Genomic DNA, 17,751 nt, shown 5'->3' on the forward strand with positions numbered 1-17,751 from the left:
AGAAGTTTTATCCCTCTGTGGTTGGGACTATATCCTTGAAGCTATATTAAGTGCAACTTCATAGTAAATTGGTATAAGTTAGATAAAAACAGAATTTCCATCCTAGTTCAAAAATCCAAATACAGGCTGACAGAATTTCCATCCTAGTTCAAAAATCCAAATACAGGCTGACTGTATACGATAGCAAAAAGCCAGTAAAATCTTATCCTGTAGTATTTGGGGGCAATCCCGCAGGTGATAAATTAAAAGCAGGGGATTTGCGGACGCCGGAAGGTGTTTTTAGTATTAAAGATATGTACCCTCATGAAAGTTGGTCAAAGTTTCTGTGGCTGGATTATCCAACCAAACAATCTTGGCGCAAACATATAAAAGCTAAGCAAGATGGTACAATTGGGTGGCGCGACAGTGTAGGCAGCGAAGTCGGGATTCACGGCGTTCCTCCTAATTGGGATAATATTATAAAATATCGATCGAACTGGACTTTGGGCTGCGTTTCGCTGGAAAATAAGGATGTTGAGGAGTTGTATCGGTTTGTGCAGAAGGGAACGGCAGTAGAAATTATGAAATAATTTAAAGAGATTTTGTCGTTGGGTGGGGGCGGGTTTAAAAAACCTCGAAGCACTTCTTAAGGCTATTGGCGAACGAGCCCCTACGGGTTTATTGCAAATTCTGCAACAGGTGAGAATAAATCGCTAAAAATGAACAGTGATGGGTTTTTACCGGAAGTTTCGGTAGTAGTGCCAATTTACAATGGCGAGGCAGATTTGCCGGAGTTGATCGAGTGCCTGCGATCGCAAACTTATCCGATCGACAGTGTAGAATATCTCTTAGTAGACAACAACAGTCGCGATCGCACTTCAACCATTATCCAAACAGCAGCCTCTAACCCCCCCTCAGTCCCCCCCTTGGTAAGGGGGGGAAGCAATTTCAATCGAATAACCATTTGCCACCTCACCGAAAATCAGATTCAAAGTTCCTACGCCGCCCGCAATCAAGGAATTCGCGCATCCACAGGCGAAATCATTGCATTTACCGATGCAGACTGTCGCCCGGAATCTGACTGGCTGGAAAATTTAGTTAAGCCATTCGTTGACTTAGAAGTAGGAATTAGTGCTGGGGAAATACTCGCATTGGCCGGTAAAACTATTTTAGAAAAACACAGCGCCCGCGAAAATACTTTATCTCAAAAACATACTCTCGCTCACCCTTTTTGTCCCTACGGTCAAACCGCGAATTTAGCTGTACGCAAGCAAGTTTTAGAAACAGTCGGTTTGTTTCGCCCCCATCTCACCAGCGGCGGGGATGCTGACTTATGCTGGCGGATTTTGCGAGAAACATCCTATAAATTGTATTTTGCTGAAAATGCGATCGTCCGACACCGCCACCGTTCTACAATAAAACAGTTGCAAAGTCAATGGTATCGGTACGGCGAATCTAATAAATATTTGCACGAACTTTACGGCGTCGATTTGATGCGAGAATTCACAACAGGGGAATATTTTTACCGGCTGGCTAGATGGCTTTTTAAGGAATTTCCAGTTGCTGCTGCCAAAAGTGCGATCGCCCGAGCCGATCTGGTAGATTTGTTTAATACGCCGATCGGTCTTTTGAATGTTAGGGCAAGGGCGATCGGACAGCGCCAAGCCAAACTCCCAGAATCAGCTTGGGACATTGAGCTTTTATAAAATTTCGTCCCTTCCGCTTAAATTTGTTGCAGTCGAGACTCGGATTATTTCCAGATATCTAGTACTGTTCTAATGAATTTAAGAGTTGTTTCCGCTTAGCTCTCTGGTCTAATGCTGTTTGATAAAGTTCTAGGTCTTCGCGATTGAGAGTTATTAGCTCATTCATAATATCGCTGTCTTTCAGGATACTTTTTGCCACATAATTATAGCCCTCATACTTGTTTTTATTCTCATAAGTTATTTTTATTTCTGGCCAATTTAACATCTGGGCAAGGTCTGTTAAATCATCATTAAAAAATTCTTGGATGCCAACAAAGTAAAAATTATTTAGATTTCGTCCCCCAATGTAGATAGACATTTCATTGCGGATCTCCGGAATCTTGGCAAATTCCACAATATCTAATTTTTTTTCTTGAATATAATTATGCCAACTACCATCTTCAGTACGAGGGATAGTTTTCCAAAAAAAATACAATGAAATTAAACGCAGCATTGGATGTCTCAACCAGATTATTTCTTTTACATTAACCGGGAGGAAATACTTTCTCGAAGGAACATGACCGTGTATTACTTTTATTCTTGGCGGTTCAACACCATCACTTAATACTACCGATTCCTCTAAATAACTAGCGATTTTATCTAAACCGTAAACCTGTGTTAAAGCTATGAAAAAAGTTGTGCCTGCCGTTTTTGGTATATGGTATGACATGATTTCCAAAGCCGGCAATCCTAAAATAGTTTTTTCCCATTTAACTACCCAATTAAATTCCGGTGAGTGCAAAAATGAGGTGAGGAGTTCGAGCCGTGTCAGCTCGCCGTTTTGCAGTTTATGAAGATAGAAGCTTTTACCATTAGCGTCGGCATCGCGTTTCAAATAAGTGCGGTAAATATATTCCAAAAAAGATTGATTATCAAGTTGCTGAGTTGCTTGCAAAAAAGCTGTTTCGTTCATAGCTAGGTTGTTACAAGTCATCAAATGCCAAAAATAACAATCAATCAATCATAACATAAATTGCGATTGCTTGTATCAAAGCGCGATTAATAATTCACGTTTTTATACCTATTTTTATTGATTAAAGTATCTTATAGAGTATATAAAATACTTAATAAGTATTAATGCACTACTTAATCTAAAATTAAGCATAGGATCTTGATGTGTTTGCTTTGACCAGGACAACTCAGGCTTATCCTCAGATTTTTAAATTTTTGTAACCTTTACAGGTAATGCCAATGGCTCAAATCTTACTCCAGACAGTTTGGTTTATACCTTGCTATCCACTCATCGGCGGAGTTCTGTCAATGCTGTGGTTTCCGGCTGTTACCCGCCGCACGGGTCCAAGACCATCCGGTTACGTGAACGCTATATTAACCTTGTTCGCTTTTTTACACGGCGTCATCGCCCTGACAGCTATTTGGAACCAACCGGCGCAACACCAGTTGATTCCCTGGCTGAACGTAGCAGGTTTAGACTTAACCATTCCCGTAGAAATCTCTGCTGTCACCGTCGGGGCGACTGTTTTGATTACCGGACTGAACTTGCTGGCGCAGATTTATGCTTTCGGTTACATGGAAATGGACTGGGGCTGGGCTAGGTTCTTTTCCCTGATGGGGCTGTTTGAAGCGGGGATGTGCGGCTTGGTGTTGTGCAATTCCCTGTTCTTCAGCTACATGATTTTGGAAGTTCTGACTTTGGGTACTTACCTGCTAGTCGGGCTGTGGTTCAATCAGTCTTTGGTGGTGACAGGAGCCCGCGACGCTTTCTTAACCAAGCGGGTGGGTGACTTATTCCTGCTGATGGGAGTAGTTGCCATTCTGCCGCTGGCTGGAACTTGGAATTTTGACGAGTTGGCTGTTTGGGCCCAGACTGCAAAGCTTGACCCCACTGTAGCGACGTTGCTGACTTTAGCTTTAATTGCCGGCCCGATGGGTAAATGTGCTCAGTTTCCCTTGCACCTGTGGCTGGATGAGGCGATGGAAGGCCCGCTACCGGCGACGATTTTGCGGAACACCGTAGTTGTGGAAACTGGTGCTTGGATATTGATTAAGTTGCAACCGGTGATTGCTTTGTCGCCGATCGGACTGAAGACAACTATTATTGTAGGCGCTGCGACGGCGGTGGGTGCTTCATTAATTGCGATCGCCCAAATTGATATCAAACGCACGCTTTCCTATATAGTCAGCGCCTACATGGGCTTAGTATTTATCGCCGTCGGCACCGGACAAGCCCAGACAGCCCTGACATTGATATTTGCCTACACCTTGGCAATGGGTTTGCTGGTGATGAGCATCGGTTCGGTAGTTTGGAACACCGTCACTCAGGATATCCGAGCTCTCGGCGGTTTGTGGGGAAAGCGGCCAATATCGGCCATATCGTTTATTGTCGGTAGCGCTGGATTGGTGGGACTGCCGCCCTTCGGCTGTTTCTGGGCTTTAGAAGACTTCACATCCGGGCTTTGGGAAACTCACCCTTTCTTGTTAGGAATCGTGCTGTTTGTAAACGGCGTCACTGCTTTTGGCTTGGTGCGCGTCTTCGGTTTAGTTTTTGGCGGCAAACCAAAGCAAATGACCGAACGTTCGCCAGAAGTTCACTGGCCTTTTATCTTGCCCATGACTGTTTTAATGGGCTTTACTTTGCACGTTCCGCACTTGCTGGCCGCGTGGCAGTTATTGCCCGGGGCGAGTTTGAATTATACCGCCAGTGGACTGCTAGTTGTGTCAACGGCGATCGGCATCGGTGCCGGAGCAGTTGTTTACCTGAATGAGAAATGGGAAAAACCGGTACGAATCGGTTCTCAAGCCCTGCAAGACTTTTTTGCCTACGACTTTTACACCGCCCAACTTTACCGGGTGACAGTGATATTTGCCGTCGGTTTAGTTGCTCGAGTCATCTCCTGGGTCGATCGCAATATTGTGGACGGATTCGCAAACTTAATCGGTTTTGCAACGGTTTTTGGCGGGCAAAGCCTCAAATACAACGTTAACGGTCAAACTCAGTTTTACGCCTTGACAATTCTGTTCGGAGTGGCAGTTTTGGGACTGCTCATAAGCTGGCCATTGCTAGTTCGCCTGTCGCTGATTGTGGCCGGGTAAAGAAATATAAGGTTGAAGATTTTAGGTGACCGTTTTAATCTAAAATCTTCAAAACATGAAGTCTTGAACAAAGATTTCCCACTCGTTCAAATAAGGCAGCATAAATGACCTCAAACAACAGACAATTCAATCTTTCCCGGCGCAATTCCTTCAAATTTGTCGCAGGTGCTATTGGTACAGGGATACTCGCAGCAGGAGCAGGCGCTGATTTGGCTGCACCCGAACCGGCAATTGCTCAAAATGACTCGACTCCCGATGCAGCTCTGAAACAGTTAATGGACGGAAACAAAAGGTTTGTTGACAGCAAACGCCAAAATCCCCACCAAGACTTTGGGCGCCTCACCGAAGTTGCCAAAACTCAAAAACCCTTTGCTGCTATTCTGGGCTGTGCAGATTCCCGCTTTCCTTCGGAAATTATCTTCGATCAAGGATTGGGAGATTTATTTGTCTGTCGCGTGGCCGGAAATGTTGTTACCTCAGAAGAAATGGGCAGCCTGGAATTTGGCACGCTGGTACTGGGAGCAAAAGTGCTTGTGGTAGTCGGGCATAAAAGGTGCGGTGCGGTAGAGGCAACCATCAAAGGAGCGCAAGTTCCCGGTCAAATTGGCAGTTTGCTCGACGCTATTAAGCCGGCTGTAGAAAGCTCGAAAGACCAAGCGGGCGATCGTCTAGAAAATGCCGTTAAAGCGAATGTTATTCTGCAAGCTAAGAGGTTGAAAGCCTCTCCAATTATCTCTAAGTTAATTGCGGAGAATAAACTGAAAGTTGTTGGTGGGTATTACGATTTAGACACGGGGAGAGTCACTATTCTTTCTGAGTCGTGATGAAATTATGGATTGATAATTGGGGAAAAGTTTAACATCTAAACTCTCAAATTATCAAAGACAAGAGGCTGCAAAATTGATTGTTCACTCTTCACTTCACACATTATGCTTAGTGCCTTGCTCTGGTTGCCCGCGTTGGGCGCTGCGGTAGTCGGGTTTTTGCCCGGAAACATCAATGGAATGCGTCTGCGTTCAATAGCCTCGGCTTTTGCTGCTGCTGTTTTCCTTTTGAATATTTGGCTGTTGACTCAATTCGATACAGCCAATTCCGGACTGCAATTTCAAGAATATTTGCCTTGGATTCCACAATTAGGTTTGAGCTACAACTTGGGAATTGACGGCTTGTCCTTACCCCTGCTGGTTTTAAGTGCTTTGCTGACGCTATTAGTCATTTACGGTACTGGCGAAGGCATGGCTCGTCCCCAGCTTTACTATGCTTTGATTTTGCTGATCAATGCTGGTATTGCCGGAGCTTTGATGTCTCAAAATTTGCTGCTGTTTGTACTGTTTTACGAAGTAGAATTAATTCCTTTTTACCTGTTGATCGCGATTTGGGGCGGAAAGCAGCGAGAATACGCTGCCATGAAGTTTTTGATTTACACGGCTGTTTCGGGATTTTTAGTTTTAGCGGGATTTTTGGGTGTTGCTTGGCTGAGCGGCTCTTTAAATTTCGATTACACTGCGATTACCACTCAAGAATTGCCCTTGAGAACGCAATTGATCCTGCTAACAATTGTGATAATTGGGTTGGGAATTAAAATTCCTTTAGTGCCGCTGCATACTTGGCTGCCTGATGCTTACGTCGAAGCTTCGCCAGCAACAGCAATTCTGTTGGGAGGGATTTTGGCGAAGTTGGGAACTTACGGTTTAGTGCGGTTCTGCTTGCAGTTGTTTCCCGAAGCTTGGTCAATTGTAGCTCCCGGTTTAGCGATTATCGGGACAGTGAGCGTGATGTACGGTGCTTTGAGCGCGATCGCCCAAAAAGACATCAAGCGCATGGTAGCCTATAGTTCGATCGGACATATGGGCTACATCCTCGTTGCCTGCGCCGCGGGTACGAAACTCGCCTTAATCGGCGCTGTCGGGCAAATGGTAAGCCACGGCTTAATTTTAGCTTTGCTGTTTTATTTGGTAGGCATCATCGAAACCAAAGTAGGCACCCGGGATTTGGACGTGCTCAACGGTTTGATGAACCCGATGCGGGGTTTACCCACTGCCAGTTCCCTGTTAGTTTTGGGCGGCATGGCAAGCGCCGGAATTCCGGGTTTGGTGGGTTTTATTGCCGAATTCTTAGTGTTTCAAGGCAGTTTTTCGATCTTTCCAATTCCAACTTTACTCTGCATTTTAGCTTCTGGCTTAACAGCAGTTTACTTTGTTATTCTGCTCAACCGCACCTGTTTTGGGAAGTTGGACAACGCCACGGCTTACTACCCTCCTGTTACGTTTGGTGAAAATATGCCGGCGCTGGTTTTGGCGGGCATAATATTTGTTTTGGGAATTCAACCTGCTTGGCTGCTCAAGTGGAGCGAATCTACTACAAATGCGATCGTTGCTACTCTGCCTGCGGACAGAAATGCCCAAGTTGCTATTAGCTATCCCCTTGAACATTCGGCGATAAAAATCACGTCTACAGAAACGATATCCGCCGACGCTGACTAAGAGAATCTACTCGTTACCAGGCTCTGCCTGGTAACGCAAATCCGGAGGCTCTGCCTCCAATTTTCCGGTTCTGGCCTGGATATCGGTTCTCATGCACAGCCGGTGAACCAGTTAAACAATTGCAACTTTTTGCAAGAATTCAAAAGATTTAGGTTCAATCAAAGGAAAAAACAATGGTACAAACCCCTAATAAACCAGCAACTAAACTACCTCCTTCCAAGCACGAATTTTCTGAAGTAATTCACAGGCTAGAAGCTGGCGGCGCGATGATTCCAGATACGCCGGAAAATCTGATGCAAATTATCGCTATCTGGAAAGCTTACGCAGTGCCGATGGATTTCTACTGGCGGGATTTGCTTTACATCGCCGAACGTGTATTTTTACACCCGCTTCCTTTCTTTAAATACTTTTTACCTCAAGAGTATTTAGACTTGCAAAATCACTATGCAGGCGACGGTGCAGATTTGCGGATCTGGCGCGGGACTGGAAGTGCTCACCCGGAACTTTTGGAGTTCATGGAAAAGGGAGAAACTGGTAAACTCCCTCGATTTCTGCACCATTTGTGGCACGATCGCATTAACATGGAATTTGCCGAAGAGTGCATGAGGTCAATGCTTTGGCACCGGGGCTTGTACGTGCCGACCAATCAATTCGATCCTTATTTGGACAGTGACGAATATAAGGCTAATGCCGATCGGGCAATTAAAGCTTACTTCAAAAAAGACCCGTTCATGCTGGGACTGCACAAAGCATTTCCAGAAATGTTTTTAGAACAGTGCCGCCAAATGTCTTATTACAGCAATCTCGGTTTATTCTGGGAAGTCATGGCGCCGGTGTTTTTTGAGGTTTCCGACTTGTACGACGAAGGGAAAGTTACGACTGTCCCGCAGGCGATGGATTTCCTAGTAAATGGCATATTTGCGATCGCCGGACGCCCGATTTACCACCACGTTTACATCGACGGCGAGAAGTACGAAATCATCCCCAAATCTAAGGGTTTCACTTGGCTTTACGAAGCTGCGTTACCTTACGTTGAAGCTGTATTTTATCGCACTTCGCCATTCCGAGGCACCAAATCTTACAACGCTCAAGCTAGGGAAGTTCCTGACGATCAAAAAGACTTCCACTACGGAGTTTTGTATGCAGACAAATTCCCGGTAGGTACGGCGGGCATTCCGCCGACTTTGCTAGCACAAGATATGCTGCATTTCCTGCCACCTTATTTGATGGATTTCTACAAACAGCGCTGTCGCGGCGAAGATGATATCCTCAATCAAATTGGGGTGACATTTCAGCGATCGATGTACTGCGTTACTTCGGCGGTGATTCAAGCTTTACGGACTGCTCTTTTGTATCCTTTAGATGACCAAAATCCCAAGCATTTGAAGGCAAATCGGGCTTTCTTTGAGGCTCAGCTCGATCGCTTCTGCCGCCCGGAATACGGCATGAAATATGCAGCGAAGCTCAAGAATATTCAGACTTCGGATTACAGGTAAAGGATGTTTGTGGGAGGCATCTTAGCTGAAAAGTTCGCCAGTCCGTTAGCCAGGGGTTTAAACCCCTGGCTCAAAGCTCAATTCGGTTGAAACCGGGGAAAAATCAGAGTTTTTTTAAGCGGTTGAAAAAGTCCTATAATATTAAGTCAGTTGGCATCGTAATTATTCATCTGTCTCACAGATTTTCCTTTAAGTTCTCTGCGTTCTCTGCGGTTTAATCAATCAGATAACACCGAAAATGATATAACCAATAACAAATAACCAATAACTATGGACAGCAAAGATCTAGCCAAATATATCGAAGCAAAGGACGGCATTTCCAAACCTTGGCTGTTGGTGCAACTGCGGCTGAAAAAATTGCAAGAAAGGCGATCGGAGATTTCTGCTGAAGAGTATATGACAGAACTTACTGACCTTCACAAAGATTTAATGAATCTGGGAGAGTGGTGGCTCGGTATCGAGGATGAAGTGTTTTAAAATTTAATTGAAAGTTCAAGTAGGATTAAGTCGATCGCACTTTAAAATTTTTCCATCAAATGTTTTTCTTGGGCATAGACCTCTCGTAGCTGTTGCAGCGCAGCCCCAGAAATGACCGATTTAACAGTAGCTACCAGTTGGCCCCACTCCAGCAATCTGTCAACTGAAACAGCTTTTTTGAACTTGTACGTGTAGAATTTAGTCCAAAATGCTGGTGCTTGCTTGCTTTTCCAGCGTTTGTACCATCTGCCAAAATCTTGAGGTGCGATCGGCTTTACTGCTAAAGTCGGGGGAAAATCGGCGTAGCTGACAAACCGACTGATGCCTTTGGCGTGAACGTACACCATGTAACGACAGCATTCGATGCGGTAAATCTCGTCTACTGCGATATTGAACAGGAGTGCGACTGTTTCTTCGGTAACGAATCTCGCCAGCGGATGCAGGATTGGCGATTTGTGAATTATTCTCGATTCTGCGATCGTCCGCGATTTTGCCGGAGTTTCTGATATCATGGCTAGTACACCTCTGGATATGGTTAGTAGACTTCTGGATATGGCAAATGCACTTTTTGATAGAAAGAAATAATCTATCCAGATTAGGTTTTACAGACGATCGCCCTTTAGTTTTCCAGGCCGGGGGGCGATCGGCTTTTTAGATGAATTTATTGTAAGGTGTTATAGCACCCATTGTCAAGCATGGGTTTAGTAAGAATTAAAGTCAGAGAACTAGCCGCAGAGAAAGGTTGGACATTCAAGGAAGTTTCAGAACGTTCTGGGGTGGTGTACAACACTGTCAAGCATTATGCCCGCTGTCCCGGGCTGACAACGGTTGACTTTACTTTGCTGCTGAAATTAGCTCGGACTTTTGATGTGATGATTGAGGATTTGGTTGAAGTTTTGGAGGAATAGTCGATCGACATTTCCATGTTTTTACTATAAACTTTTTTGTTTCGTCTTGTCAAGACGCGCTTAAGCATTTTGCAGCGCAGCTAAAAGCTCAGCTTAAAGGTGCTAAGATTTAATCCAAGTTATTAATCTCCCGTTACCTTTGTGACAATCAAGCAATTTGGTTCGGGGCCTCGGATTCATCTGTGGGATCAATCTAAAATCTAAAATCTAAAATCTAAAATTGGATGACTAGAGCCAGTACCGCCATCGGGGTGAGCCCCATCATCAAGGAAATTGTGCAGAAAAAGGCGCTAGCAACCCGACTAACGCTGAAGGAAATTATCTATGTCGGGATGCTGGCGATTGACGATTTGGACGAAAAGCGCTTGCAAGAGTTGGCTGACAAGGTGCATCAGATGCAGGTGAATGGTGAAATTTGAGGGGATGAGGGCGATCTCACTTCGGGTGAAGTAAGGCAAGGGCGCTCCTATGGAATTCGTCTACTGAAACAAATTCTCATTTTTCTACCAATAAATTGGGGTTTTCTTCTCCTCAACAGGAGCGTTCTCCGATCTAGTATTTGTACCCGTTTCGGTGCTCTTAGCCCCGCACAGTCTGCTCAAATCAACTATCGTGCTATCGGAGCGCTGATAAAAACAAAAAGGTCGATCGTTGGATTGAGCATAAGGTGGAGCAAAAATAGCAGGCATGGAAAAGCGCTCAGAAGACTGCCTCGGCATTGGGGATACTGGAACTTTCATCTCGGTGGTTGGCTCTGACGGTTTTGCACTGGCTGCGTCGGCCGTTACCATTCCTGACAGTAGCAGAAATGCCACCGAAAGCAGGAGGAGATTGGAGCGTTTCATATTACTTTTCGACAATCTTGCTTCTGAGACTATTAACAAATGCCAGGACTTCGGATTTCTCTGGTGGATTGACCCCATTTTTATCGAGAGCTTGGGACACATCATTAGCAAAAGCGTTAAATTCATTGTTCGTGAGACCTCCATCCATTCCACTATGGGAAAGCTTCATAGTCCGCCCTGTATAAACACAAGGCCCCCCTGCCGCTTGGCAGAATTGATCCACTAACAACTGACGCAGCCTCTGTTGTGAGTTTGTGCCCAAGCCAATAAAGTATTTACCAATTAGTGCGTCAGCGAATATGAAAGTTGTTGAATCATCAATGACTTTTGCGATCGCGTTGTAGCCTCCCAGCCTAGTGTAGAGAGAATTTCCTCCGGGAACTTGTGCAATCAGATCTGTAGTTACTTTTTCTGCTGATTCTTGTGCTGGCATCACCGGCGTAGAACGAGCGAAACTAGGGCTTAATCTGAAAGTAGTCACAACGATGACTGTCATACAAATTAATGTCAACAACATTGCCAAAGATTTACTGAGTTTCATTGAAAAATCTCCAATTGTGAGGGTAATATGGTTAATTGAATCTTCAGCACTAAGTGATTTACAGATACATAGGCTTAAGAAGCCGACAGCCGAAGTATGAGCCAAACTAAACTTAGTCTTTCGCTCTGTGCGATCGTAAAGAGGCGAGGGTAAAGAGCGATCGCTCTCCACATCAATTGATAACTTTACCATCAAATTATCTTACGGTAGATTTTGTAATATTTCTTAGATAAGTCAGCATTTGCGGATTGATTGACTTCACATTGTGTTGCAACTTGTCAAAACGCGGTTAAACAAGTTGCATCGCAGCTAAAAACTCAGGTTAAAAGTCCTAAGATTTAATCGAAGTGGTTAATCTCCGGTTAGTTGGTGACGAGATCCCCTACCGCCATTGGAGTCAGCCCCATAATTAAGGAACTTGTGCAGAAAAAGGCGCTAGCAACCCGACTAACGCTTAAGGAAATTATCTATGTAGGGATGCTGGCGATTGAGGAGTTAGACGAAAAGCGCCTGCAACAATTGGCCGATCGGGTGCATCAGATGCAGGTGAATGGGGATATTTTAGGGGATAAGGGCGATCGCGCTTTTGGTGAAGTGAGGTGCGGGGCGAGCGCACTTCTCAAAACTTCAAGAAATGGTGAGCTTAGCTTCTTGATTGCTTGTATGCTCTTAGCCAATTTAAGCCGCGCTTAGCACCTAGTTTTTTCTGCATATCTTCCAGAGAGCTGTAAACACGCTTATCGCGGATCAGCTTTGCGTATCCATCTTTAACTCCTGGGATTGAGGTAAGGTCTGATTTGGGATTGTTAATAAAATCCAAGAAATCTGTAATATCTTGAGGCTCAACAACTCTTTCGTTCAGCTTTGACTGCAAAACAGCTTGTTCAATGGCTTTTTCTGCGTCTGCTTGTTTAGCTGCAATTAGAAATACCCAAATTCGCTCAAGCTCTGCTTCAACTGCTGCTTCATAGATTGGTAGCCCAGTTAGCAAGTGGTATTTGTCTTCCTCGTCAGTAATACAAACGATTGGCAGGGCAAAGTTAAATTCCCACCCCTTCAAGCTTTCGGAAACTTTTTTCAAATCAGACTTTGAAGTTCCTGATTTTTCGTGAGAAACCTCTATCTGATTTAAAACGACAAGGCTAGGCTGACTCTGAATCCCTTTATAAAATTTTACCATTTCTACATTCCTACTGAACTTTCAATCTGATTGATTCTTATCACGATCTCTTGGGTTAAGGCTGAGAATTGCTTTGCAACTTCGGCTGCTCCTTTATTTTGTTCAGCAAACAAAGAAATAGGCTGACGTACTTGAGATGCTTGCCCAACAGCAGTAGCTCTCTTTATTTCCGGCAGAATAGTGATTCCCGGAAATCTTTGCTCTACGGACTGCTTAATTGTAGTATGAATTTTCACATTTTTTTCTGTCATCATTGGTACAATTCCCAGAATAGCCCCCCGCTTTCCCATTTCCTCTTGAACTTCTCTAGCTCGTCCGATTGGGGTTCTGATGCCATAGACTGACAGATATTCCATCTGCGATGGGATAACCACATATTGAGCTGCATAGAGTCCATTACTAGCAATTGTAGTAGCGCTTGGCGGTGTATCGATAACTACATAATCGTAGTCATTAGCTATACCGGATTGTCGCAACGCCTTATCTAGTCGCTTTTCACGAATACCGCCCAAGTTGGCTAGAGCAACATCTGTAGTTTTGTAGCTACTGGGTAAAACATCTATTTTCCCAGAACTGCTTGTTTTACGGAAAATTTTATTAATTGGGGAAATTTGTATATATTCTTTGTAGTTAAAACTTTTGGTGTCATAGTCTTTCAAAAACTCTATAACTTCTTTTCTATCCTGAAAAGAATCCAAAACCTTATCAAATTCTTCTAAGGTAGAAGCTTTGTCAAATTCGTCAGCTTTGTTGACTCCCAAGGAGAGACTGGCATGAGCTTGATCGTCTAAGTCAATAACTAAAACTCTGTTACCTATTTTTGCCAGCTCATAGGCAATGTTGACAACTAAAGTAGTTTTACCAACCCCGCCCTTGGATGTATGAATTGCAATTGTACGCATTTTAACTGTATCCAAAAAATTTCTAACGAAATTTGCTACTGGTTGAACTTGTTCGGGGTTTTCTATATTCTGCTTACACTTTAGAGTCGCGAACCCTTGTGTATATTCGTAAATCTCCACTGAAAACGGATCGATCAGTATCCCAAATCTTGTATGAGAGTATTTTAGATACGTTTCTAACTGAATGCGAGCTGCCGCATCAAGTCTAATTTTAGTCGTCTTAATTTCAACCAGAAAGTTAATATACCTACTCAAATCTTCTACTAAGAAATCAACTTCTTTTTGAGTCCAAACTAACTGACTATTAGCAGTCAGTTTAGGTACTTTAACCTTAAACTCTGGAATCCAGTGAGAATAATTACTCTTGCGAGGCAAACCCGCCATCTCCAGCATTGTCTGAACCAGATGCAGAGACACGTAAGCCTCATTATTCCAGTCAGAAGACAGTTGAACCATGTTGAAGACTCAGGATTTTCTCTATTATTACCCAAAATGAGGTTGAGAGGATCGATCGCACTTTTATTCCTACTTAACAGACTCAGCCAACCGCTTCGCATTCTCCCGCCAATGAACATTAATCGGACTGTTGCGAATATCAGCTTCTAGCATCGCGATCAGTTCATCTACTGTTCGAGTCCAAGCTTCAAGCATTCGGTTGGTTTCCCCAAGCATGGCGACAGTTTTCTTAACTTTCTGTGGAGCGGGAATTTGTCTTGGCTCAGTCATACTATGTTCCAATCCATTTTAGCCTCTTGAACACTTGCTGCTGACGCATCAAGCGCAGCTTGTCCTTGCTCAATGCTCCCATACACTAAATCCAGCACAGCAGAGGAGACGATCGCCCGAGTGGTAGAGTGAAAAAGCCGATCGACCCTCAAGTCACTTATGCGATCGAGTTGCCCTCTAAAATGGGTTTACGTGCAACGAATCCTGCATGAGCTTTTGGCAAGTTGTACTCACCGTAACTACCGATGATTTGAACTTGAAAACCTACGCGATCGAGTGCTTCAGCAATATCTTTTGCCTTGTACAACCGCAAACAGTGTATTTCCTCATCTCGCCTGTAGGTTTCCCCTACTTTACGAAGAGTAATGATGCGGCGAATTAAGGTTTGATTCTCTTGATTTTCTTCCTTCTCAACCAGAACAATCCAATCTTTTCCTTCCGTGAATCCTTTGGTTGTGTTTCCTGCTGCAATCTGTCCGGGTTCTGCAATGTCAAAGATGAAAACACCGCCCTCGGTTAAGGCGTGATAAATGCGACGGAAAAATTGCACCAGGTTTTGGCGATCGTTGTCGGCATCAAACAGATAATTCAAACATTCGCCGATCGAGGTGACAGCATTACAGGGTGGGATATCAGTTTTAAACAGCGACTCAACTCGAAACTCGCCATCTGGCACTCTGTTTCGGGCAATTGCAATCAAAGACTCAGAAATATCAACTCCCAGAACACGATAACCAGCCTTTGTGAATTCTAGTGCATAATCCGCTGCCACAACCCAAGTCCACGACTAAACCTTCTTGTAGGTTGTTTTGGGCCAAGATATTCAATATACCAGGGGCAGATTTGAGAGCATAATCGCTATGCCCAACATCATGAATATATGCGAGGTCTTCCTTATACCAGTGTCTCATGACTTCGTTCCAACAGACAACCTCACAAATTTAGTGGCGATCGCACTTTTATTCCTGCTTGACAGACTCAGCCAATCGCTTCGCATTGTCCCGCCGATGAACATTAATCGAACTGCATTTTGCTTCGACCCATCGATCTTATTCCATCCATCCGTTACATCCGTTACACAATCCGTTGCCGAACTTCCTTCTGCTATACAAAAAAATCCCCCGCCAGAAGGCAGGGGATTTCATTTAATTACCTAGAAACCAGAGTTCAGAGTTACCCGAATTTCCCGGCCGTCGAGGCAATTACAAAGGCCGCGTAAGTGAGGACGTTGCCCACAGTAAAGTGAACTAAGCCAACCAAACGACCTTGGACGATCGACAAAGCAACAGGCTTGTCTTTCCAGCGAACCAAGTTAGCCAAAGGAGTGCGCTCGTGAGCCCAAACCAAAGTCTCGATCAATTCTTGCCAGTAACCTCTCCAAGAGATCAGGAACATGAAACCAGTTGCCCAAACGAGGTGTCCGAATAAGAACATCCAGGCCCAGACAGACAAGTTGTTAGTACCGTACGGGTTGTAACCGTTGATCAACTGAGAAGAATACAGCCAGAGGTAATCGCGGAACCAGCCCATCAGGTAGGTAGAAGACTCATTGAACTGAGCCACGTTACCTTGCCAGATGCCCAGGTGCTTCCAGTGCCAGTAGAACGTTACCCAAGCTAGGGTGTTCAGCATCCAGAAGACAGACATGTACATCGCGTCCCAAGCAGAGATGTCGCAAGTACCGCCACGGCCGGGGCCGTCGCAAGGGAAAGAATAACCGAAGTCTTTTTTGTCCGGCATCAGCTTAGAACCGCGTGCATCCAGAGCGCCTTTGACCAAGATCAAGGTGGTGGTGTGCAAGCCTAGTGCGATCGCGTGGTGAACCAAGAAATCGCCAGGTCCGATCGCCAAGAACAGAGAATTAGTACCGCTGTTGATCGCGTCCAACCAGCCTGGGAGCCATACGTTGCCGTAGTTCGGCCAAGCGGTAGAAGCAATGCTGTCAGGGTTAGACAACAGCACGTCCATGCCGTAGAGAGCTTTTCCGTGAGCAGCTTGGATGAACTGTGCGAACACTGGTTCAATCAAGATTTGCTTTTCAGGAGTACCGAAAGCAACTACAACGTCATTGTGAACGTACAGTCCCAAAGTGTGGAAGCCCAAGAACAGCGACACCCAGCTCAAGTGAGAGATAATCGCTTCTTTGTGCTGCAACACTCGATCGAGCACGTTACCTTTGTTTGATTCAGGATCGTAGTCCCGCACCAAGAAGATAGCTCCGTGGGCGAAAGCGCCGACCATGATGAATCCAGCAATGTACTGGTGGTGCGTGTAAAGCGCAGCCTGAGTCGTGAAGTCCTTACCTATGAAAGCATAGGGAGGCATCGCGTACATATGCTGTGCTACCAGGGAGGTAATGACGCCCAAAGCGGCGAGGTGCCAGCCCAATTGGAAGTGCAGCGAGTTGTTGTAGGTTTCGTAAATGCCTTGGTGAGGCATATTGAAGGGGCCTTCAACTTTCTTACCAAAGAAGTCTTTGGCGTCGCACATTTCTTTGATGCTGTGACCGATACCGAAGTTAGTCCGGTACATATGACCGGCAACGATAAACAGAACTGCGATCGCCAAGTGGTGGTGAGCGATGTCTGTCAGCCACAGGGATTCTGTTTGAGGGTGGAAGCCACCCAAGAAAGTCAGAATTGCGGTTCCCGCGCCTTCGGCAGTACCGAAGACATGGCTCGCTGAATCAGGGTTCTCGGCGTATACGCCCCAGTTACCACTGAAGAACGGAGCCAAACCGGCCGGATGAGGCGGGGTAGACAGGAAGTTGTCCCAACCTACGTGCTGTCCGCGAGATTCGGGGATAGCAACGTGAACCATGTGACCAGTCCAAGCCAAAGAGCTGACACCGAACAAACCAGCCAAGTGGTGGTTGAGGCGAGATTCAGCATTTTTGAACCAAGACAAGCTGGGGCGGTACTTGGGCTGGAGGTGCAACCAACCTGCGAACAGGAAGACAGCCGCCAGGAGTAGCAAGAAGATAGCTCCTTGATACAGGTCGGCGTTGGTCCGAATCCCTTGAGTGAACCACCAATGGTAGACACCGGAGTAAGAGATGTCTACTGGGTTAGAAGCGCCCCCTTGAGTGAAAGCTTCTACTGCAGGAGCGCCGAATTGCGGGTCCCAAATCGCGTGAGCGATCGGGCGGACGTTTAGAGGGTCTTTAATCCACTGTTCAAAGTTACCTTGCCATGCTACGTGGAACAGGCTGCCCGAAGTCCACAAGAAAATGATTGCTAGGTGGCCGAAGTGAGAAGCAAAAATCTTTTGGTAAAGATTTTCTTCGGTCATGCCATCGTGGCTTTCAAAGTCGTGTGCTGTGGCAATCCCGTACCAGATCCGCCGTGTGGTCGGGTCTTGGGCAAGGTCTTGGCTAAATTTTGGAAATTTCGTTGCCATAAGCCTTGATTAATCCTGA

General features: G+C 45.2%; 20 protein-coding genes. 11 read left to right on the forward strand and 9 right to left on the reverse strand.

Annotated features, from left to right (window positions below; translation table 11 throughout):
- The first annotated feature begins 167 nt into the window (after positions 1-167).
- Together QUA13_RS18905 and QUA13_RS18910 are read left to right on the forward strand one after the other, a co-directional pair.
- Positions 168-569: a L,D-transpeptidase family protein gene (locus tag QUA13_RS18905; RefSeq protein WP_445242728.1), complete on the forward strand. Its 402-nt coding sequence runs from the start codon at positions 168-170 to the stop codon at positions 567-569.
- Between the two features lie 129 nt (positions 570-698).
- Positions 699-1,685: a glycosyltransferase gene (locus QUA13_RS18910; protein WP_333200912.1), complete on the forward strand. Its 987-nt coding sequence runs from the start codon at positions 699-701 to the stop codon at positions 1,683-1,685.
- Positions 1,686-1,743: 58 nt separating this feature from the next.
- On the opposite strand, the gene QUA13_RS18915 is transcribed toward QUA13_RS18910, so the two are convergent.
- Positions 1,744-2,637, reverse strand: coding sequence for a DUF4214 domain-containing protein (locus QUA13_RS18915; protein WP_333200915.1), 894 nt, complete (start codon positions 2,635-2,637; stop codon positions 1,744-1,746).
- A gap of 278 nt (positions 2,638-2,915) precedes the next feature.
- On the opposite strand from QUA13_RS18915, the gene QUA13_RS18920 reads away from it, so the two are divergent.
- The 5 genes from QUA13_RS18920 to QUA13_RS18940 all read left to right on the forward strand — a co-directional run bounded on the left by QUA13_RS18920 (position 2,916) and on the right by QUA13_RS18940 (position 9,231).
- Entirely contained in the window at positions 2,916-4,775 is a 1,860-nt protein-coding gene (locus tag QUA13_RS18920; protein ID WP_333200917.1) for an NAD(P)H-quinone oxidoreductase subunit F, read from the forward strand.
- Between the two features lie 104 nt (positions 4,776-4,879).
- Positions 4,880-5,599 (forward strand): carbonic anhydrase, encoded by a 720-nt coding sequence (locus QUA13_RS18925; protein ID WP_333200919.1) that lies wholly within the window; start codon positions 4,880-4,882, stop codon positions 5,597-5,599.
- Positions 5,600-5,704: 105 nt separating this feature from the next.
- Complete coding sequence (locus QUA13_RS18930) at positions 5,705-7,258, forward strand: NADH-quinone oxidoreductase subunit M (protein WP_333200921.1); 1,554 nt, start codon at positions 5,705-5,707, stop codon at positions 7,256-7,258.
- A gap of 173 nt (positions 7,259-7,431) precedes the next feature.
- Entirely contained in the window at positions 7,432-8,754 is a 1,323-nt protein-coding gene (locus QUA13_RS18935) for a CO2 hydration protein (RefSeq protein ID WP_333200923.1), read from the forward strand.
- A gap of 270 nt (positions 8,755-9,024) precedes the next feature.
- Positions 9,025-9,231 (forward strand): hypothetical protein, encoded by a 207-nt coding sequence (locus tag QUA13_RS18940; RefSeq protein WP_172190588.1) that lies wholly within the window; start codon positions 9,025-9,027, stop codon positions 9,229-9,231.
- 41 nt (positions 9,232-9,272) lie between these two features.
- Here QUA13_RS18940 and QUA13_RS18945 read toward each other — a convergent pair whose 3' ends face one another.
- Positions 9,273-9,743, reverse strand: a complete 471-nt coding sequence (locus tag QUA13_RS18945) for a hypothetical protein (RefSeq protein ID WP_333200925.1) — start codon at positions 9,741-9,743, stop codon at positions 9,273-9,275.
- Positions 9,744-9,926: 183 nt separating this feature from the next.
- Here QUA13_RS18945 and QUA13_RS18950 point away from each other — a divergent pair, with 183 nt between their 5' ends.
- Both QUA13_RS18950 and QUA13_RS18955 read left to right on the forward strand, forming a co-directional pair.
- Positions 9,927-10,139 carry a helix-turn-helix domain-containing protein gene (locus QUA13_RS18950; protein WP_006631306.1) on the forward strand — a complete coding sequence of 71 codons (213 nt, stop codon included), beginning with the start codon at positions 9,927-9,929 and terminating at the stop codon, positions 10,137-10,139.
- 224 nt (positions 10,140-10,363) lie between these two features.
- On the forward strand, positions 10,364-10,558 hold the full coding sequence (locus QUA13_RS18955; RefSeq protein ID WP_172190590.1) for a hypothetical protein: 195 nt from the start codon (positions 10,364-10,366) through the stop codon (positions 10,556-10,558).
- 84 nt (positions 10,559-10,642) lie between these two features.
- On the opposite strand, the gene QUA13_RS18960 is transcribed toward QUA13_RS18955, so the two are convergent.
- A complete protein-coding gene (locus QUA13_RS18960) occupies positions 10,643-10,984 on the reverse strand; it encodes a hypothetical protein (protein ID WP_172190591.1) in 342 nt (113 codons plus the stop codon).
- A gap of 1 nt (position 10,985) precedes the next feature.
- Positions 10,986-11,717 (reverse strand): group 1 truncated hemoglobin, encoded by a 732-nt coding sequence (locus QUA13_RS18965; RefSeq protein WP_333200927.1) that lies wholly within the window; start codon positions 11,715-11,717, stop codon positions 10,986-10,988.
- Positions 11,718-11,894: 177 nt separating this feature from the next.
- Between QUA13_RS18965 and QUA13_RS18970 the strand changes: the two genes are divergently transcribed.
- Positions 11,895-12,218, forward strand: a complete 324-nt coding sequence (locus tag QUA13_RS18970; protein WP_333200929.1) for a hypothetical protein — start codon at positions 11,895-11,897, stop codon at positions 12,216-12,218.
- Here QUA13_RS18970 and QUA13_RS18975 read toward each other — a convergent pair.
- The 4 genes from QUA13_RS18975 to QUA13_RS18990 form a co-directional block, all read right to left on the reverse strand.
- Complete coding sequence (locus QUA13_RS18975; protein WP_333200931.1) at positions 12,169-12,705, reverse strand: hypothetical protein; 537 nt, start codon at positions 12,703-12,705, stop codon at positions 12,169-12,171. The two genes, QUA13_RS18970 and QUA13_RS18975, sit on opposite strands and share 50 nt — an antisense overlap.
- A gap of 2 nt (positions 12,706-12,707) precedes the next feature.
- The gene (locus QUA13_RS18980) at positions 12,708-14,063 is read right to left on the reverse strand and encodes an AAA family ATPase (RefSeq protein WP_333200933.1); all 1,356 of its coding nucleotides are present in this window, start codon (positions 14,061-14,063) and stop codon (positions 12,708-12,710) included.
- Positions 14,064-14,132: 69 nt separating this feature from the next.
- Positions 14,133-14,333, reverse strand: a complete 201-nt coding sequence (locus QUA13_RS18985) for a hypothetical protein (protein ID WP_333200935.1) — start codon at positions 14,331-14,333, stop codon at positions 14,133-14,135.
- 157 nt (positions 14,334-14,490) lie between these two features.
- Positions 14,491-15,105 carry a class I SAM-dependent methyltransferase gene (locus QUA13_RS18990; protein WP_333200937.1) on the reverse strand — a complete coding sequence of 205 codons (615 nt, stop codon included), beginning with the start codon at positions 15,103-15,105 and terminating at the stop codon, positions 14,491-14,493.
- Positions 15,106-15,235: 130 nt separating this feature from the next.
- On the opposite strand from QUA13_RS18990, the gene QUA13_RS18995 reads away from it, so the two are divergent.
- A complete protein-coding gene (locus QUA13_RS18995) occupies positions 15,236-15,490 on the forward strand; it encodes a hypothetical protein (protein ID WP_333200939.1) in 255 nt (84 codons plus the stop codon).
- 16 nt (positions 15,491-15,506) lie between these two features.
- Here the strand turns inward: QUA13_RS18995 and psaB are convergent, their stop codons facing one another.
- Positions 15,507-17,732, reverse strand: coding sequence for a photosystem I core protein PsaB (gene psaB, locus QUA13_RS19000; protein WP_333200941.1), 2,226 nt, complete (start codon positions 17,730-17,732; stop codon positions 15,507-15,509).
- Positions 17,733-17,751 lie beyond the last annotated feature (19 nt).

Origin of the sequence: Microcoleus sp. S28C3, from assembly GCF_036700785.1 — a bacterium.
Lineage (GTDB): Bacteria > Cyanobacteriota > Cyanobacteriia > Cyanobacteriales > Microcoleaceae > Microcoleus > Microcoleus asticus.

Bases quoted from the DNA above. Each gene is read 5' to 3' on its own strand.
- QUA13_RS18910 (WP_333200912.1), top strand. From the start codon at position 699: ATGAACAGTGATGGGTTTTTACCGGAAGTTTCGGTAGTAGTGCCAATT.
- QUA13_RS18915 (WP_333200915.1), bottom strand. From the start codon at position 2,637: ATGAACGAAACAGCTTTTTTGCAAGCAACTCAGCAACTTGATAATCAA.
- QUA13_RS18920 (WP_333200917.1), top strand. From the start codon at position 2,916: ATGGCTCAAATCTTACTCCAGACAGTTTGGTTTATACCTTGCTATCCA.
- QUA13_RS18925 (WP_333200919.1), top strand. From the start codon at position 4,880: ATGACCTCAAACAACAGACAATTCAATCTTTCCCGGCGCAATTCCTTC.
- QUA13_RS18930 (WP_333200921.1), top strand. From the start codon at position 5,705: ATGCTTAGTGCCTTGCTCTGGTTGCCCGCGTTGGGCGCTGCGGTAGTC.
- QUA13_RS18935 (WP_333200923.1), top strand. From the start codon at position 7,432: ATGGTACAAACCCCTAATAAACCAGCAACTAAACTACCTCCTTCCAAG.
- QUA13_RS18940 (WP_172190588.1), top strand. From the start codon at position 9,025: ATGGACAGCAAAGATCTAGCCAAATATATCGAAGCAAAGGACGGCATT.
- QUA13_RS18945 (WP_333200925.1), bottom strand. From the start codon at position 9,743: ATGATATCAGAAACTCCGGCAAAATCGCGGACGATCGCAGAATCGAGA.
- QUA13_RS18950 (WP_006631306.1), top strand. From the start codon at position 9,927: ATGGGTTTAGTAAGAATTAAAGTCAGAGAACTAGCCGCAGAGAAAGGT.
- QUA13_RS18955 (WP_172190590.1), top strand. From the start codon at position 10,364: ATGACTAGAGCCAGTACCGCCATCGGGGTGAGCCCCATCATCAAGGAA.
- QUA13_RS18960 (WP_172190591.1), bottom strand. From the start codon at position 10,984: ATGAAACGCTCCAATCTCCTCCTGCTTTCGGTGGCATTTCTGCTACTG.
- QUA13_RS18965 (WP_333200927.1), bottom strand. From the start codon at position 11,717: ATGGTAAAGTTATCAATTGATGTGGAGAGCGATCGCTCTTTACCCTCG.
- QUA13_RS18975 (WP_333200931.1), bottom strand. From the start codon at position 12,705: ATGGTAAAATTTTATAAAGGGATTCAGAGTCAGCCTAGCCTTGTCGTT.
- QUA13_RS18980 (WP_333200933.1), bottom strand. From the start codon at position 14,063: ATGGTTCAACTGTCTTCTGACTGGAATAATGAGGCTTACGTGTCTCTG.
- QUA13_RS18985 (WP_333200935.1), bottom strand. From the start codon at position 14,333: ATGACTGAGCCAAGACAAATTCCCGCTCCACAGAAAGTTAAGAAAACT.
- psaB (WP_333200941.1), bottom strand. From the start codon at position 17,732: ATGGCAACGAAATTTCCAAAATTTAGCCAAGACCTTGCCCAAGACCCG.